The 16367-nt window shown below is 50.1% G+C and carries 18 protein-coding genes; 11 read left to right on the top strand and 7 right to left on the bottom strand.

Annotated features, from left to right (window positions below; translation table 11 throughout):
* Positions 1-143 precede the first annotated feature (143 nt).
* Together KI809_RS12895 and KI809_RS12890 are read left to right on the top strand one after the other, a co-directional pair.
* Positions 144-479 carry a DUF3147 family protein gene (locus KI809_RS12895; RefSeq protein WP_214171979.1) on the top strand — a complete coding sequence of 112 codons (336 nt, stop codon included), beginning with the start codon at positions 144-146 and terminating at the stop codon, positions 477-479.
* Positions 473-1369 carry an NlpC/P60 family protein gene (locus KI809_RS12890; protein ID WP_214171978.1) on the top strand — a complete coding sequence of 299 codons (897 nt, stop codon included), beginning with the start codon at positions 473-475 and terminating at the stop codon, positions 1367-1369. The genes KI809_RS12895 and KI809_RS12890 overlap by 7 nt, the downstream gene beginning before the upstream one ends.
* Before the next feature lie 9 nt (positions 1370-1378).
* On the opposite strand, the gene KI809_RS12885 is transcribed toward KI809_RS12890, so the two are convergent.
* The 5 genes from KI809_RS12885 to KI809_RS12865 all read right to left on the bottom strand — a co-directional run bounded on the left by KI809_RS12885 (position 1379) and on the right by KI809_RS12865 (position 4548).
* The gene (locus tag KI809_RS12885) at positions 1379-2182 is read right to left on the bottom strand and encodes a hypothetical protein (RefSeq protein ID WP_214171977.1); all 804 of its coding nucleotides are present in this window, start codon (positions 2180-2182) and stop codon (positions 1379-1381) included.
* A 27-nt stretch (positions 2183-2209) separates the two neighbouring features.
* Complete coding sequence (locus tag KI809_RS12880; RefSeq protein WP_214171976.1) at positions 2210-2455, bottom strand: hypothetical protein; 246 nt, start codon at positions 2453-2455, stop codon at positions 2210-2212.
* A 14-nt stretch (positions 2456-2469) separates the two neighbouring features.
* Entirely contained in the window at positions 2470-2676 is a 207-nt protein-coding gene (locus tag KI809_RS12875) for a hypothetical protein (RefSeq protein WP_214171975.1), read from the bottom strand.
* Between the two features lie 154 nt (positions 2677-2830).
* The gene (locus tag KI809_RS12870) at positions 2831-3589 is read right to left on the bottom strand and encodes a hypothetical protein (RefSeq protein WP_214171974.1); all 759 of its coding nucleotides are present in this window, start codon (positions 3587-3589) and stop codon (positions 2831-2833) included.
* 149 nt (positions 3590-3738) lie between these two features.
* The gene (locus KI809_RS12865; protein ID WP_214171973.1) at positions 3739-4548 is read right to left on the bottom strand and encodes a sterol desaturase family protein; all 810 of its coding nucleotides are present in this window, start codon (positions 4546-4548) and stop codon (positions 3739-3741) included.
* Between the two features lie 303 nt (positions 4549-4851).
* Between KI809_RS12865 and KI809_RS12860 the strand changes: the two genes are divergently transcribed.
* The 3 genes from KI809_RS12860 (at position 4852) to priA (ending at position 9926) form a co-directional block, all read left to right on the top strand.
* Positions 4852-6315, top strand: coding sequence for a transglutaminase-like domain-containing protein (locus tag KI809_RS12860; RefSeq protein WP_214171972.1), 1464 nt, complete (start codon positions 4852-4854; stop codon positions 6313-6315).
* Positions 6316-6378: 63 nt separating this feature from the next.
* Complete coding sequence (locus KI809_RS12855; protein ID WP_214171971.1) at positions 6379-7569, top strand: FprA family A-type flavoprotein; 1191 nt, start codon at positions 6379-6381, stop codon at positions 7567-7569.
* A 101-nt stretch (positions 7570-7670) separates the two neighbouring features.
* A complete protein-coding gene (gene priA / locus KI809_RS12850) occupies positions 7671-9926 on the top strand; it encodes a replication restart helicase PriA (protein ID WP_214171970.1) in 2256 nt (751 codons plus the stop codon).
* Positions 9927-9998: 72 nt separating this feature from the next.
* Here priA and KI809_RS12845 read toward each other — a convergent pair whose 3' ends face one another.
* Positions 9999-10877 (bottom strand): pentapeptide repeat-containing protein, encoded by an 879-nt coding sequence (locus tag KI809_RS12845; protein ID WP_214171969.1) that lies wholly within the window; start codon positions 10875-10877, stop codon positions 9999-10001.
* A gap of 138 nt (positions 10878-11015) precedes the next feature.
* On the opposite strand from KI809_RS12845, the gene KI809_RS12840 reads away from it, so the two are divergent.
* The 6 genes from KI809_RS12840 to KI809_RS12815 all read left to right on the top strand — a co-directional run bounded on the left by KI809_RS12840 (position 11016) and on the right by KI809_RS12815 (position 15915).
* Positions 11016-11498 carry a peroxiredoxin gene (locus KI809_RS12840; RefSeq protein ID WP_214171968.1) on the top strand — a complete coding sequence of 161 codons (483 nt, stop codon included), beginning with the start codon at positions 11016-11018 and terminating at the stop codon, positions 11496-11498.
* A 2-nt stretch (positions 11499-11500) separates the two neighbouring features.
* Positions 11501-11908, top strand: coding sequence for a bacteriohemerythrin (locus tag KI809_RS12835; RefSeq protein ID WP_214171967.1), 408 nt, complete (start codon positions 11501-11503; stop codon positions 11906-11908).
* 37 nt (positions 11909-11945) lie between these two features.
* Entirely contained in the window at positions 11946-12248 is a 303-nt protein-coding gene (locus KI809_RS20965; protein WP_214171966.1) for an Ada metal-binding domain-containing protein, read from the top strand.
* Between the two features lie 169 nt (positions 12249-12417).
* Positions 12418-12891 (top strand): ankyrin repeat domain-containing protein, encoded by a 474-nt coding sequence (locus tag KI809_RS12825; protein WP_337833316.1) that lies wholly within the window; start codon positions 12418-12420, stop codon positions 12889-12891.
* Between the two features lie 37 nt (positions 12892-12928).
* The gene (locus tag KI809_RS12820) at positions 12929-13216 is read left to right on the top strand and encodes a cytochrome c3 family protein (protein WP_214171965.1); all 288 of its coding nucleotides are present in this window, start codon (positions 12929-12931) and stop codon (positions 13214-13216) included.
* Positions 13217-13359: 143 nt separating this feature from the next.
* A complete protein-coding gene (locus KI809_RS12815) occupies positions 13360-15915 on the top strand; it encodes a helicase C-terminal domain-containing protein (RefSeq protein ID WP_214171964.1) in 2556 nt (851 codons plus the stop codon).
* On the opposite strand, the gene KI809_RS12810 is transcribed toward KI809_RS12815, so the two are convergent.
* On the bottom strand, positions 15857-16324 hold the full coding sequence (locus KI809_RS12810; RefSeq protein WP_214171963.1) for a hypothetical protein: 468 nt from the start codon (positions 16322-16324) through the stop codon (positions 15857-15859). The genes KI809_RS12815 and KI809_RS12810 overlap by 59 nt on opposite strands.
* Positions 16325-16367 lie beyond the last annotated feature (43 nt).

The raw sequence follows: 16367 nt of genomic DNA, 5'->3' as shown, positions 1-16367 counted from the left end.
TTTCCCCAGGCGCAGGACTCATGCCTGCGCCCTTTTTTTGTCAGAATGTACGGTCTCAAGCAGCGCGTATCTTATTAATGCACAGCCCTCTTCTCGCCGCAGGCGGTTAGGAATTGTACTCTGAGGGAGCAAACGGAGCGAGAATGCCATTTGTCATAAAACTGATTGTCACCAACATCGTGATAATCGGCTGTGTCCAACTTGGAAAAAAATTACCCTCTGTCGCCGGTCTCGTGGCAACGATGCCGATCACAACGCTGGCAGTCCTTTTGTGGCTCCACGCAGAAAAGCCTTCAGACAATGGGTTGTTGACTGATTATACCCGCGGCGTTCTTTGGGGGATCGTGCCGACTGCTCTCTTCTTTGGCTCGACCATGATTTTTTTAAAAAGAGGCCTTTCATTGAATACTACCCTCTCTGTGTCCTTTGTTGTCTGGCTCTCCACTGCGGCACTTCTCCAGTGGTTGCTGAAATGGTGAATTTAGTCATCCGAATAATTCTGTTAGTGCTTTTACCTCTGACCCTGCAAGCCCAGGAAACAACGCAGCGATTTGCAATTGCAGAATCTCCGACACCGGTCCTCAATACTCCTGGCTTCAATGACATTTTTGCGAATGCCCAGGGGAATAATCCCAAAACCGATAATTGCGGCCAAGTTCGGGAACTCGAATTTATTGCTCTTCCTGGGACAGTATTTGCAATCCAGCAAGAGATCAATACCGGCACAACCGTCATCTACAGGGTAACAACAGGCGATTACCCCCATGCTCCAGCTAACGGGCTGTTTATTGACAGTCGTTTTGTCAGCACGACCATTGCCCCCCCCTCTCCCCGGCGAGCAGCCCTTTCCCCAAAGAAGGAAATCATACAGAGACTGAGAAACTCTGCAGGCGTGGAATATGTCTGGGGTGGCAATGTAAAACAAGGCATTCCCAAACTTGCAGACCTTTATTCAACAGGAAACCGCTCTTTATCTTTAAAGAGTGGGAAGAAGGTTTCGTTTGCCGGCCTGGATTGCTCAGGACTGCTTTACGAGGCCTCAAATGGCTGGACCCCTCGCAACACCAGTGAATTGGTTGCCTATGGCAAGTCAGTTGCCATAGAAGGACTTGACCTGGGAACAATTGTGCGGAAGCTAAGACCGTTGGACCTTATTGTCTGGCCAGGTCATGTTCTCATTGCCCTGGACCATGGAGAAGTTATTGAGAGCAGGTTGTATTGTGACGGCAGAAAAAGCGGGGTAGTAATCAGGCCTTTGCACAAAAGGCTCTCAGAAATACTGCGCAACCGTAAACCGGTGAATAGCATTGAAGCAAAAGGGGGAGAGCTGAAGAACAGCTTTGTTGTACGGAGATGGATTGAGCCCTAATCCTGGCGGTTATCGGCTACCGCCCCTACGTTTGAGCTCTGTTTGGACCTCGCGTCTCTGCACCTGACTGAGCCTTTGAGAGTTATAGATATTACGAATTTCCGTAAACTTGAGGTCTTTAAGCCATTGAGTAAACCATATCAACGGCGTTTTGGGATTAGTCAGTATTGCATGCTTCAAGCTCGGCATATTCTTCCAGCGGGGGTGGCGAGCTATCATCGAAATGGTTTCCGGTGTTGACGCAGCACTCCTCAGGAACTGGAAAAGCATTCCCTCTTTCAATTGAGTGTTATCCAGACATGCCGCCATGACTCTTGAATCAGCCTCTTTCAGCAGCTGCTCGACCACTGCGGCAGTTGCCCTGTGAGCAAGCGCGATCTTGTTGCCAAGCGGCGTTGTCGGCAATCGCCGAATAATCGCCCGTTCTGCGGCTATTTTCTGGTCATGCGCGATACCCGGCAAAGCACAAAGCGTCGCAAGGTCGAATAAATAAAGGAAAGGAAGGACTTCAGAAAGGTGCGCTGCAGAAGTGGCGGGATGATGGGCAATTGCGACCTTTATAGGATGATTATCTTTGGCAATCCGCGAGTTCCAGATTGCCCGCAAGATGTCTTCATGCAGGTCTCGTCCCTTCAGTAAGGTTAGGACATGTGACTCATTGATCAGCGGGTTCCGAATGGCCGCCTTCACAATATCTGCAGCAGGATCCTGCAAAAAAGTCAAAAGCTCGTCAGGGCCGGCCTGCATGGCGTCCTTCAAACGTGCAACGACGTCACGGTCCAACACCAATGAATTATTTTCTTCATTAAGCATGCTGCCTTCACCAAGAGGAGAACTTAATCAACTGAAGTTCCCCTCAAGAAGGTCGTCAGGAAGGTAAATGACTGCTAGAGTATCGGTATTGACAAGTTTAATAACCTGCTCTCCTTCTGCTGCCTTGGTTCGGGTAGAACGTGCTCGCATCCAGTTATCACCTTTAAGGTTATAGCCATAGGTACGCAAAGTTCTGATTTCTGCTCTACTGATATTTACCATCTCCTGCTCCTTGTCTCCGAAGTCTACCAAAGGCTTTGCCTGATATGACACCCCGCAATCACTTATTACGACAAATCTTTATTCCCAGCCCACTCTTCTGCCTCCGGCGCTTGCCAGCAATCTTCAAGCCCCTGATTCTCACTGTTGCGCAGACAATATCCATCCCAAAGGAGTCCAGCCTCTGCAAGATGGCGCTCGATCATCCCAAGCAGGCTTCTATATTGTCTGGCCCTCCGGTATTCATCGAGATAAATAACTTTTCCCTTACCCATAACTCCCCCTGAGCGTGAACCGAAAACGCCACTTTTTGTCTTCAAGGAGACATATCGACAGGGGATTATAAATCTTTATTTATTTGATATTTTGCTCATTTTAATAAAGAGGGGCGTTACCGCCCCACTAATTATTTGGGCTCAACCCAACGGGTCACGGCTTAGCAGGATTTTGTGCAGGGGACTTTGCCTTCTTAAGTGAGCGGCGCTCCGATATTTTCTGCTTGATTTCACTATACTTTTTCTGTTGCTCCGGAGTAAGCAGCGGTTTTATCTTTTCATAGGTTGCGTCATTCAATCCTTCCAACTTCACTCGTCTCTGGTCCCGGTTCAGGGTGTCGTTCCCCGGCAATTCCTCCAACTGGGCAAATTCTTCAGTGAGAATCGGCTTGATTTTCGCTTGCTGCTCACTGGAAAGTCCGAGGTCCTGCGTCAGACGGGCAAGCCGGCTATCCGGGTCGTTGGCCGTCATTTTCGGTCGAGCCTTGGTGTCTCTTTGCTTGGAGCGATTCTCCTTTATTGTCTGTCTTGCCAATTCATGTTTTTTTTGCTGATCCGGAGAAAGGTACGGCTTAATTTTCTCATATGTCGCTTCGTTTAACTGTTGCAACTGAGCGCGGCGTTCATCCCGGTTGTAGCTGTCATTCCCCCTGAGAGCATTAAGCTGGGCAGCTTCTTCCTCCAGAATCGGCCGGATTTTTTGTTGTTGGTCCTTGGTCAAACCCAAGTTCCTTGTCATCAGGTTAAGCCGCTTGTCCGGCATATCCAGGCTCATTCCGGTACGACCTTTTGCCGCAAATCCCGGTTTTTCAGCATTTGGAGCCTTCTCCGTCTGGGCGATAACGTCCTGAGAGCTTAGCGCCACAATTGCTACCCCCAGCAGAGTCCCTATGATTCCGTGCAAAGTAGACATAATTTTCTCCTTTATTAAGTTCTTCGATTTATGAATTTTACCATCAAACTCTGAACTTAAAACTTACTTAAAAAATATTAAATTGCTTGTCCTGTCCTACCGACAAAACGAGAAGACCATAACCAAGGCCGATGACGCAGTTTGTATAATCAATCAACGGTCATACCGCTTTTACGATTCACAAACGGCTGTACAAGAAGATGCAGCAACCGCAACCGTTCAGGGTCCCGAAACTCCTTAAGCCCAATCAACATAGCTTCATGTCCGGCTTCTGGTTGCTCACGGTAAGTCTTGAAGAGCCTGTCCCACCAAGTCAGGCAAAAACCATAATTACTGTTGGTTTCCCTAGGGATGACAGAGTGATGAACCCTATGCATGTCTGGAGTCACAATCAGCAGCCTTAGGTAGCGATCGATGGGTATCGGTAGCCTGACATTACCGTGGCTGAACATGGAACATGAATTCAGAATGACTTCAAACGCAATAACTGCACCTGGATCGACCCCAATCAATGCAACAACCCCAAGTTTAAGGACCAGTGAAATCATGATTTCCAAGGGATGGAATCTGTTACCGCTGGTGACATCGAGATCAAGATCAGAATGATGCATTCGATGCAGCCGCCAGAGCAGAGGCAAGAAATGAAACGCGACATGCTGGAGGTAGATCACCAAATCCAAGACAATAACCGCGATGGCCACTTCTGCCAGCCAAGGAAAATCTACAAAATTAAGAAGCCCCCACCCCTTCTCTTTGGCAATGAACGCCATTCCTACCGGCATCACAGGGAAGAGAACCCTTGCTACTGCGTTGTCGATTACAACCAGTGAAAGGTTGGCAAACCACCGCTTCCGTCTGCCAGTCAGCATTCTCCGGCGCGGGGCGATAAACTCCCACAATGCGACAACCACAAGCACAACAAGAAAAGCTGACACACGTAATGTGTAACCAGATGTCATCAGCATCTCTCCGGGTTTATAGAATGGGCAACCACTTACCTCAAAAAAAACACCCTAGTGACTAGGAGGGCAAGTCCACTAGGGCTTAATGAGAACCCGAAGGTCCTCGCAAGTGTTATATCTGTTGTCTATATTATACTGCCTGAACAGATCGTGTGCAAGTCCGTCCCAATAGCAACAAACCAAGGCCCAAGCAGCTGACATCGTTGCCTGCCTATCAATGCTATGATATAAATATTGAAAATATGTAAGGAAGTAACCGGATGAACATTTCCTCCGAGCAACAAAGCGAGAAATTCCCAAATGAAAATAGCAATCAGTTCATTACCAAGTAAACGGTCAATCCAGTGGATCGCGGCCTGCTGCCTCGTTCAGCTGTTAGTTGCTACCGCTGCGGCAGCGTTACCGCCGCTGACTTCGCCGCCGCTGGGCGACCGATGGTTCAGCATATCGATGAATGGCGACAGGGTCGGCTTTGCCCACGTCAACGTCACCGCCACTCCTGACGGTTTCAGAATATCCAGCGAAGGAAGCGCCAAAATGCTGGTTCTCGGCTTTTCCCGAGAAGCCACAGCACGAGAACGGTACGAGGTAAATCCTGACCTTACCCTAAAATCCTTTGAGGTTGAGCAAACTATAGACAAGAGTCCATTAAACCTGAGCGGCACGGTCTCTGGAAGAACGGTTAAGCTCACGGTTACATCAAAGGGAGGCAAGCATGAAAAATCCCTCAAATCCAAAGGGGCGGTTTATCCTCCTCCGGTAGTAAACCTTTATCCCTTGATCAAGGGGTTTGCACCGGGTAAAAAATACTCACTTCAGATGCTAGATGTCGAAGCAGTCAAACTGAAAGAGGTCTCTATCAAGGGGATCGGCATCGAAAAGCGCTACGGCATGGACACCTTCCACCTGCAGAACGATCTCTACACCTTCGTTGATAATGACATTTGGGTTGATTCATCCGGAAACACCATTGAGGAATCTGTGCGTGACGGCTTGATCCTTACCAAAACCGAAGATGCCAAAAAAGCTGTCGCTTGGCTCTTTGAGGATGCCATTGCGAAAAAAGACCTTGTCCTGGATTTCAGTCTTATCAAAATAACAGAGGATCTCCAGGCTCAGGAAAAACTCCGGCAACTTACAATAGAGCTCACAGGTTATCCTGCGGGGTATCCATTGCCGGAAGGCCCTGGGCAGACTGCTGCGCGGCAGGCTCCAGACCGGATCAAACTTTCAATGAAAGCACCTCTACGGCAAACAGGTGAACAAGCTACTTTAATCGACAAGACAAAGTACCTGCAGACTACCCCTCGCATCAATTCCGATAACCCTGAGATTGTAGCTCTGCAGCGGCAAGCCATTGCCGGCAATGCCTCTCCCGAGCAAACAGTGGCCGCTCTTACCCGGTGGGTTGCCGACTTTCTCGAAGACTCTGTCACAGACAGCCATTCAGCTGTTGAGGCTTTGCAACTCCGTAAAGGGAACTGTCAGTCGCATGCCCGACTTTATGTTGCCATGGCACGGGCAGCCGGGATTCCGAGCCGCATGGTATCTGGCCTTGTCTACATTCAGGGCAAAGGATTCCTGTATCATAGCTGGGCCGAGAGCTATGCAGAAGGATGGATCGCGGTTGATCCAACGTTCGGCCAGGCACCAGCTGACATTACCCACATAAGACTGGTCGAAGGAGATGAGCCGGAAGAAATGGCGCCCCTGGCCGGTATAGTCGGCAGGATCAAGGCAAAGGTCATTGACAAAGCAAATTAAGCTTGCCAAAAAAGACCTTTTTAGTACTATTAATAAAACACCTCGACTGAAAGGAGCTTATGAATGAATAAGGCAATAGAAATCAAGCCAGGAGTTCACTGGATTGGTTCTACCGATCCAGACCTTCGCATATTCGACGATTTATTCCCTACCGAACGGGGAACAACTTACAATTCGTATTTGATTCAAGGAACCGAAAAGGTTGCCATAATAGACACCGTAAAAACAAAACGTTGCGGTGAATTCCTTGAAAAGGTCAAGTCACTGATTGATCCGGCCAAGGTCGATTACATCATAGCAAATCATACGGAACCGGACCATTCCGGTTCCATTGAGTTCATGCTGCAACATTGCCCAAATGCAACGGTGGTTTCCACCCAGGCTGCAAGAACCTTTCTCGGCAACCTTATCCATAAAGATTTTCCTGCCCGTGTAGTCAAGGATGGCGAGACCTTAGATCTGGGAGGCCGGACTCTGCGCTTCGTAATAGCTCCTTATCTGCACTGGCCTGACACAATGTTCACCCTGCTGGAGCAAGACGAGATCCTGTTCACTTGTGATGCATTCGGTGCCCATTATTGCGGGAACAGCATCTACAATGATGAAGTCCAGGATTACTCAAAAGATATGCACTTTTATTTCGACTGCCTTATCCGCCCCTTCAAGGACAAGGTACTCTCAGCCATCAATAAGATCGAAAACGAAAAAATCGCCATGATCTGTCCGAGCCATGGCCCGATAATCAGGAAAGACCCAGCCCGCTATGTTGGCTTTTATCAGGAATGGGCGAGGCCGGTGGCAGGCCCTAAAAAAGTAGTCATTTTCTACCTCTCCCCACACGGCAATACCGAGATGATGGCCAAAGCTGTAGCAAAAGGAGCTTCACAAGAGGGGTTGGAGGTGGATTGCCATCACATCATTCAGTTATCGGCAAATGAGATACGGGACCATCTTGAAGAAGCGGATGCCCTAATCTTCGGGACACCAACCATAAACCGCGATATCCCTAAACCGATGTGGGATGTCCTGTCTTATCTGTCTACAGTCAAGCTGAAAGGGAACATTGGGGGGGCATTCGGCAGCTATGGCTGGAGCGGTGAAGCATGCAAAATGGTTGAGGAGCGGCTTAAAGGCCTCAACTTCAAGCTGCCGACACCATTCGTCCGCTCACCATTTACTCCCCGAGCGGAGGTACTTCAACAATGTGAGGCTTTAGGCAGGGCAATAGCTGACGAAATCCTGACCACTGCCTGAGAACTAATCGCACCATACCGATTGACGCGGAATAAGCCTATTATTCCGCGTTTTTCTTTTCCACCTTTTCCCTGATGCCATTTTCAGGCATTATATCGTTCATGCTCAACCCTCCCGTCATTATAGAAGCAGTTGTCCCGCTTTACCTGGATGCCGTTTACAACTATATCGTTCCTGCCGACTTGGGAACCATCAAAGTCGGCATGCGCGTCCTGGTCCCTTTCGGCAAACGAACTCTCACCGCATACACCGTAAAAACCGGAGCAGATCCGGTTGCCAATTTGAAAGAAGTCATTGCAATCCTTGATCGAGAACCGCTCTTCACATCTACAGAACTGGATTTTTTCCGTTGGGCCGCCTCGTACTATATGCATCCGCTCGGGGAAGTTCTCAAAACCGCTCTGCCGGGCGGAATAAACATCATTGGCAAGAAACAACAGGCTGTGCTGGCGGATGGGACAATCGTCTGCGATGAGGTACTCTCAGGCGGGCGCACCATAAAACAAGAGACCTTCTACCGACTTGCACCTCTCCAGCCCCAATGCCGCCCGCTTCAGGGGCGAAAGCTTGCTACAGTTGAGCTGGTGCTGGCAACAGGGGAAATGCCGGCACTGCAGCTCCGAAGAGCAACCAATATTGATGCTGCAGGTCTTCGCTATCTTGTAGAAAATGGCTGGTTGACAGCAGAAACGAGAGAAGTCTACCGCGATCCGTTTCGTGATCTGCCCACCACTCCAGATACACCGCCGGCGTTGACAGCGGATCAAGAACTTGCAGTATGCCGGCTACAGGATTCCCTCAACCAGGGTAAATTCTCGTCTTTCCTTCTGCACGGTGTTACCGGCAGCGGCAAAACCGAAGTGTACCTTCAAGCAATCAGTCATGCTCTTGCGCAGGCAAGGAGTGCACTGGTGCTGGTTCCGGAGATAGCACTCACGCCTCAACTGGTAAGACGATTCCGGTCACGTTTCGGAAGCGGTATTGCTGTTCTTCACAGCGGTCTCACACCAGGAGAACGCTTTGACGAGTGGCGCAGAATAAGACGTGGCGAAGCCGCCATCGTCATCGGCGCCAGATCTGCAGTTTTCGCACCACTGGAAAACATCGGCATCATCGTAGTGGACGAAGAACATGAAGCTAGCTACAAGCAAGGGGACGGATTCAGGTACAATGCCCGTGACCTGGCACTGGTCAGGGGTAAAATGGAAAATAGTTGTGTAGTACTGGGGAGCGCTACCCCCCAAGTAGTAACCTGGCATGCCGCCCAAACGGGAAAAATCGGACTGATTGAACTCCCAAAGCGAGTCCGCGACCTGCCAATGCCGGAAACCGTACTGATTGAGATGCGCAGCAAGAAGGGTGGCGCGTTTTCAACTGAACTGGTCACAGCAATGGAGGAAACCTTGGCAAGTGGCGGCCAGACGTTGCTGTTCCTCAACCGACGTGGCTATGCGACATATTTGGTGTGCCAGGATTGCGGCCACACCTTCCGTTGCCCAAACTGCGCCGTATCGCTCACTCACCACCGCAGCAAGAATCGTCATTACTGCCACTACTGCGACTACTCCATTCCCGCACCAAGCTTATGCCCGGCTTGCAACGGTAGTGATATCGTCCTACTGGGGCGTGGCACAGAGAAGGTTGAAGATGAGGTCTTGGAGCTGCTGCCATCGGCCCGTATTGCCCGAATGGATAAAGACACAACCGGAGGCAGAGGTGGGCACTCACGCATTCTGACTCAGGTTGAAAACAGACAAATTGACATCCTTGTCGGCACTCAGATGGTAGCCAAAGGGCACGATTTCCCCGGGGTCACTCTGGTCGGGGTAATCTCAGTCGATGCCTCCCTCAATCTCCCAGACTTCAGAAGTGCTGAACGGACATTCCAGCTTCTGACTCAAGTTTCCGGAAGGGCAGGCCGTGGCACCCAGCCCGGCCGGGTACTGGTCCAGACAATGGCCCCTGATAATTACGCCATCACCAGTGCCATCAACTACGACTGTAAAGGTTTCTGTGAACAGGAGCTCAAGTTCCGGGCAGAACTGGACTACCCGCCTTTTTCATTCCTTGCCCTTATCGAGCTTTCGAGCACTTCTGAAGCAGCCGTTAACAAGTCGGCACAGAAAGCTGCGGCAGAGCTTTCACAGCAAAAGCGAGCCTTGCATGGCCGTGTCAACATTCTTGGACCAGCAGCTGCCCCACTAGCAGTACTTCGCGGGCGCCACCGCAGGCAGATCCTCCTGAAGGCAAAGCACCGAAACGACCTGCATCAACTGCTCAAATCAACAAAAGAAGCACTGGACCTGCCGAGTAATGTCCGGCTTACCATTGATATTGACCCGCTGGATATGCTGTAGCCCCATACAATAAAACCCCTGGAGACAGTAGTCCGCCAGAGGTTTTACCATATTAAGATCACAGCCATTTCCTTATGGGATCACGTCTTTGCAGCCCCCCACTGAACCATCGAGACAGATTCGACTGTCAATCCAGATGGCATTATCTAGCTTTGCGCCGTCCAGCTTGGCAGCATTTATATTTGCCAGCCTGAGACTCGTCATCCGCAGATTTGCCCCGGAAAGATCCGCTCTTTCCAGATTGGCTTCCGCCAGGTCAGCCCTTTCCAAGTTGGTTTTTGCAAGACAGGCCCCTTTCAGATCAGCGCCAACAAGAGCCATCCCTGTCAGGTTCAAGCCACTCAGATTTTTCCCGGCAAGGTTGCGCTTACCGCTCAGTGCCTTTTTGATGTCGGCCAAGGAGACTACCGGGCCGGCGCAGGCTTTTTTGGCACTCGCTGCCTTCTTCTTTGTCTTGCCAACCTTCTTTTTTTTCTTGCCGGTCTTTTTCAGCCGTGCCGTCTTTTGGGCAGATCCATCGCCTGCCGTTAGATTATCCGAAGCGCGCCGCTCCGAAGTCCACCACTTATGAACGGTCTTTTTCTTTTTTTGTTTGGTTGCCGCCTTAACCGTTGCGGGAGCAGGCTTGGGACAGGACTTTTCAATGGCATCTTTTTCCGCAGCAAGCTTTGCCGATTCATCACGCACCTGCTGCTCCCGAGCAGCAAAGTCGGTGAGTCTTTTCTCAAGATCGGCCTTATCGGCCTCGGATTTTTCCAACGCCTTGCGCAAGGTCTGTTCGGCTATCTGCAATTCGCGGACGTCTGGACTCTTTTCACTTGAAGGAGATACCGGTACTGAGGGAAGCGGCTGGTTTTCATTCGCAACCTCCTGTGTCAAAGCCCACTGCGGCATTGAGACCACCATCAGACCGGCAACAATGCCTGTCACCAATAATTTGCCAAGTATCATCGTGCTGCTCCCTACTATCATTTATGAGCGAAAGTATACCAGCATTTGCCGAATCGCCAAATCTGGAAGCTTAACATTTCTCTGAAACGCGTTATCATTATATCCACGCCAGTCAATCTCACACAAAGGAGCAAATCTATGCCACTCACAGGGGGCAAAGCACCCGACTTCGATCTGGAGGGTAGCGACGGCAAACATTACCGGCTACAAGACTTTGCCGGCAAAAGAATAGTCCTTTATTTTTATCCAAAGGACAACACTCCCGGCTGCACCAAAGAAGCATGTGGCTTTCGCGATCTCAAGCCCCAATTTGATAGCATGGATGTGGTGCTGTTAGGGATAAGCAAAGACAGCCTCAAATCACATGACAAATTCATCCGTGATTTTGATCTCCCATTTGTACTGCTCTCTGATCCGGATGCCTCAATGATGTCCTTATATGGAGCGTACGGCGAAAAAGTAATGTGTGGCAAGAAATGCATGGGTGTTATTCGCTCAACCGTTATTGTCGGTCCGGATGGCACCATTCTCAAACACTGGCCTAAAGTGGCAAAAGCAGATGCGCACCCAGCAGAAGTCGTGAAATGGCTGGGGCAAAACAGCAATGAGGGAGGAAAGTAGCATTGAAAATTGAATGGAACGAAGACCTTGCCGTAGGTGTCGAAAAGATCGACGAACAGCACAAAGAGTTGTTTAACAGGTTCAACCACCTCCTGGAGGCATGCAGCGCCGGGAGCGGATCCAAGGAGATCGGCAGCCTCCTCTGTTTTCTTGATGAATATGTTCGTGTCCATTTCAGCGATGAAGAGAAACTGCAAGTCGCTCATTCCTATCCGGATTATCCGCTCCACCGTGAACAACATCGAATCTTCATCAACAAGCTGGATGAGTTCAAAAAAGAGATGCTTACTGAGGGAGCCACCCTTTCACTGACGATCGCCACCAACAGAATGATGATTGACTGGCTTTTGAACCATATTGCCCAAATGGATAAAAAAATCGGTGAATTCATCAATCAAAAGAAATGTTGATTGCTTGCATTGACAGTCTGAAGCGGTAAGCTTACTCATGCGCGGCATTCTCTGTTCAGTCGCTTTCCTTCTGGGAGTATTTATTCTGCTCCCCTTAATGCCAAATACGGCATACGGGGGAGTATGGGGCTCGATAAAATCCAAGAGCTACCATCTTGCATCATGCCGTTATGTCAAGAAAACCGGGAAGAATAACCGAATAAAGTTTGACTCTGCAGTAACAGCAAGGGATGCTGGTTACAAACCTTGCGAGGTATGCAGACCTCCAGCGCCGAAACTCTCAGCCACCAAGTCTCCGAAAAACGGATTGACGGTTTTGCCTGACACAACAGTTCCTTGAGTAGAATTTATTGACTCACTTAGGCTTGGCTAATATACTGTTGCCATCGAATTTGATGAATATTATGAGGAGGTGACGAAGAGCCGACGGACAAACCATTGCATACTGATGCGCAAATGTGTGGTCTCATCATTTTTTCTTTGACCCTAGTCAGGAAAGGAGAAGGCCGATGGAGAGTACAATTGTAGCGGGGAACACGATCAGAAAGGGGGACGGGATGACGTCTAACGTGAACGCGAAGGACCGGCACGGGCATACGCCCTTGATGGAAGCTGCCAAAGCAGGCGACATTGAAACTGTACGTGAAATCCTTAAAAGAAGCGCAGATATTGATGCAATGAGTGAAAAAGGAAAAACCGCCCTCCATTATGCCGCGTCAAACGGTCACGTTGAAATTGTCAAGCTGTTGCTGGAGCACGGAGCCACTATAGATGCCCGTGATCGCGACGGCCACACCCCCCTGATGTTTGCAGCAATCTACGGATGTAACCACACGGTTCAGGCCCTTTTGGTAAATGGTGCCGAGATTCATGCCCGAACCAAGGCAGGGAACACAGCGATTGTCTATGCCGAAACCAACAATCACCCCATTACTGTTGCACTCCTGAAAAAGGCTCAGCGCCCCAAAGAAGGGACGGCATAGTATACAATTCATTGTTCCCGCTGAAAGGAGTCGTTCCGTGAAAAAATTGGTCGCAGCTATCGCCTTATCTCTATTTTGCACATCAGCACTATTCGCAGCCGATACTAAAATCCTGCCAGCCCCTAATGCTGGTGACGTAACCTTCACCCACAAAAAGCATCAGGACCGTCTGAAAGTTTGCACCGCTTGCCACAAGGACGAAAAAGGGGGCAAGATTGAAAAGCTCTCGCAAAAAAGCGAGGCTCACAACCTTTGCAAGGGGTGCCACGAGACCAAGAAAGCCGGACCAGTTCGGTGTGCAGAATGCCACAAAAAGAGCAAATAGCGCATCTGCCCGCTCCAGGCAAATACTGAAAAACAGCGTAACCAATCAGTAATTACAGTTCCCGTTCTGTCTTTCGAAGGGGGTGGCTCAGCCACCCCTTTTTCATTTGAGCCTGCGGGATAAAGGTAGTATCTTCAGAGTTCATGGATCGTCATTTTTCCGAACATACCCAGAAAGTAATGAGAGAGACTATTGCCGAAGCATGCGGCAATGAGGTTTTCTTTCTCGGCCATACCGACGGCACCGGGTTTGTAACATCGGTGGAACCTCTGGCTCGCGGCAATCGTGACGCCGTAGCGGCAATTGTTGTTGCCACATCCTGCGGAGACATCGTCATACATAACCACCCATCGGGCGACCTCACCCCTTCCCAGGCAGACATTGAAATCGCTTCCATTATGGGCAACCAGGGCGTTGGCTTCATAATAATCGACAACCAGGCTGAGCGCTTCTACATTGCAGTAACGCCTTTCATCCCGCAAGAACTGCACAAGCTTGAATACCTCGACGTTGAGTCGTTTTACGCCAGAGAAGGAATCCTGGCGGCTTCGCTCAAAGGGTATGAATTCCGTGAAGAGCAGGTCAGAATGGCGTTTCTGGCAACCGAGGCATTCAATGAGGACAAGGTTGCCATCATTGAGGCCGGAACCGGGACAGGCAAGTCTCTTGCGTACCTGCTCCCTGCAGCACTTTGGGCAACACGCAACAAGGAGAGAGTTGTAATATCCACCAACACCATCAACCTTCAAGAACAGCTCATCCGGAAAGACATCCCCTTTCTCCTGCGGTATAGCGGAATCAACTTCAAGGCGGTGCTGGTAAAAGGCCGCAGCAACTATCTTTGCAAGCGAAAGCTTTCCGGGATCCGCCATGAGCCGACGCTCTTCCAGGACGAATCCGCTGATGAGCTGAAAGCGATCATCGCCTGGAGTGAGAAAACCATAGAAGGGTGCCGAAACGACCTCTCTTTTTTACCCAGGCATGAGACTTGGGAAGAACTCTGTTGCGAAGCCGACCAATGCAACAGGGTCAAATGTCCCCATTATGCCGGCTGCTTCTTTTATGCCGCTCGCAGGGATGCTGCCAGCGCTGACCTACTGGTAGTTAATCATGCCCTGCTCATGGCCGATGTGGTTGTCCGGCAGGAAGCGGGTTATGACAGCTCTGCCATTCTCCCCCCGTTTAAACGCCTCATTTTCGACGAAGGGCACCACCTTGAAGACGTTGCGACGAGTCATTTCGCCAGCCAGTTTTCGCGACAGGGGCTGTTAAAACTCATTACAAAGCTTCAGCACCCCAAAAAACAGGGGCATGGGATTCTCCCCAAGCTCGCCACTATGCTGGCAAAAGAGATCCCTGAAGAACTTGATGAGCTTTACCTCAACGCCGCCAATACCCTGGAAGAGCACCTGATTCCCGGCCGAGGTAAACTGGTGGACGCTATCAGTCGAACAATGGACCTCATAGGTACGGCGCTCATTGCTCAGTTAAAACGTTCAGGCGCCGGCCAAGGCGAACATACGCTCCGGTTGACGCCACCAATATATGCAACGCCTCTATGGGGAGAGGTCGAAGCCACCGTCACCAAGCTTGCCGCAGATCTCTCTGCCTACACGGTTGCAATCAAGAATTGTTGCCGGTTATGTGAAAAACTGCCTGAGGAGATTGCCGCCAAGTTCTCTGGGATTATTACTGATCTGAAAGGGATACGCGGCCGGCTCGAAGTTGCCGCATCGGGGCTTTTATTTTTCTGTGAACGGGACGATGAGTTTTGCAGATGGATAGAAGTCAATAAAAGCGCCAAAGGGTTGTCTGTCAAGCTGTGCTTTGCTCCGCTTGAGGTTGCTGCCTCATTGCGCAAAGCAGTATTCGAAAAGTTCAGAACCGTTGTGATCACCTCGGCGACACTGGCGGTAGGAGATAAGTTTGCTTACCTGAAAAAACGAACCGGCATTAACCTGCTCCCCACTGACAGAGTCAGCGAGTTGCTGCTGGCTTCACCTTTTGACTTTGCCTCCCAATCCCTAGTCGGCATCCCTTCCGACCTCCCTGAACCCGGCAGCCCATCCTTTGCATCGGCAATCGAAGGTTTTTTACTTCAGGCTGTAGCAATAACCCAGGGGCGGGCATTCATCCTCTTCACCTCTTATGAACTTCTCAGCAGGGTCTATGATCGCATGAGAACGCCACTGACAGCCATGGGACTCACCCCGCTCCGCCAGGGAGAGGCAAGCCGACACCTGCTGATCTCCCGGTTCAAAAAAGAGAAGAACGCCGTACTTTTTGCAACCGATTCATTCTGGGAAGGAGTTGATGTCCAGGGGAAAGCCCTGGAACTGGTGGTAATAACCCGGCTGCCGTTTCGGGTACCAACGGAACCACTTCTGGAGGCACGCGCAGAACATATTGCCGAAGAAGGGGGAGACCCGTTCCGCGAATACACTGTCCCCCAGGCAGTCATCAAATTCAAGCAGGGGTTCGGAAGGCTCATCAGAAGCCGCGATGACCGGGGAGCAGCACTGGTGCTGGATGTCCGGGTGCTTACCAAGAACTACGGCCGGTCATTCCTGAGGGCGCTGACCGGCACCAGGCAGCTTGCCGGACCACAGACAGAGGTCCTTGAAGGGATGCGGAGCTTTTTCACTTCTCTGGAGGAATACCCCGCTTCAAGGAAATTGAAAGGCACTGAAAGTAACTGAGGAATGTCAGAATAAACGAGAAAAATATCAGGCTTTGAATAAACAGCACCTTTGGCGCCCTGGCAACAAAGGTAACAAAAAATACGAACACCCCCATTTTGGCCACATCAGCTATCATGCGCCTGTTTCTGAGGGATTTCAGCTTGGCCGCATCAAGACCGGGCGTACAGGATTCAATTTCTCGTTCCGCCTCATTTCCTGCAAATTTCCTGATCGGGTAAAACAGAGCCATCTGAATAGCCAATGCCGTAACCACGCTATGCAGGAACCTTTGTGAAAGCCCTTCTGCCTTCATTTTCACCTGAAAGTTCAGCGCCATGAAAAGCAGCAGCACCACCAGAAAAATCTGAATCACTAGGTAGATTTTTGTCATTCTGCGCAGTCTGGTGTAGTTAGGTGAATTTGCCATGTCTCTCTCCGACAATAGAATTTGTCCCTACCTTAACAAAAAT

Source organism: Geoanaerobacter pelophilus, from assembly GCF_018476885.1.
GTDB classification, from domain to species: domain Bacteria; phylum Desulfobacterota; class Desulfuromonadia; order Geobacterales; family DSM-12255; genus Geoanaerobacter; species Geoanaerobacter pelophilus.
The sequence above is the reverse complement of the archived record's forward strand: the minus strand, read 5'-3'. Positions and strand labels throughout refer to the sequence as shown.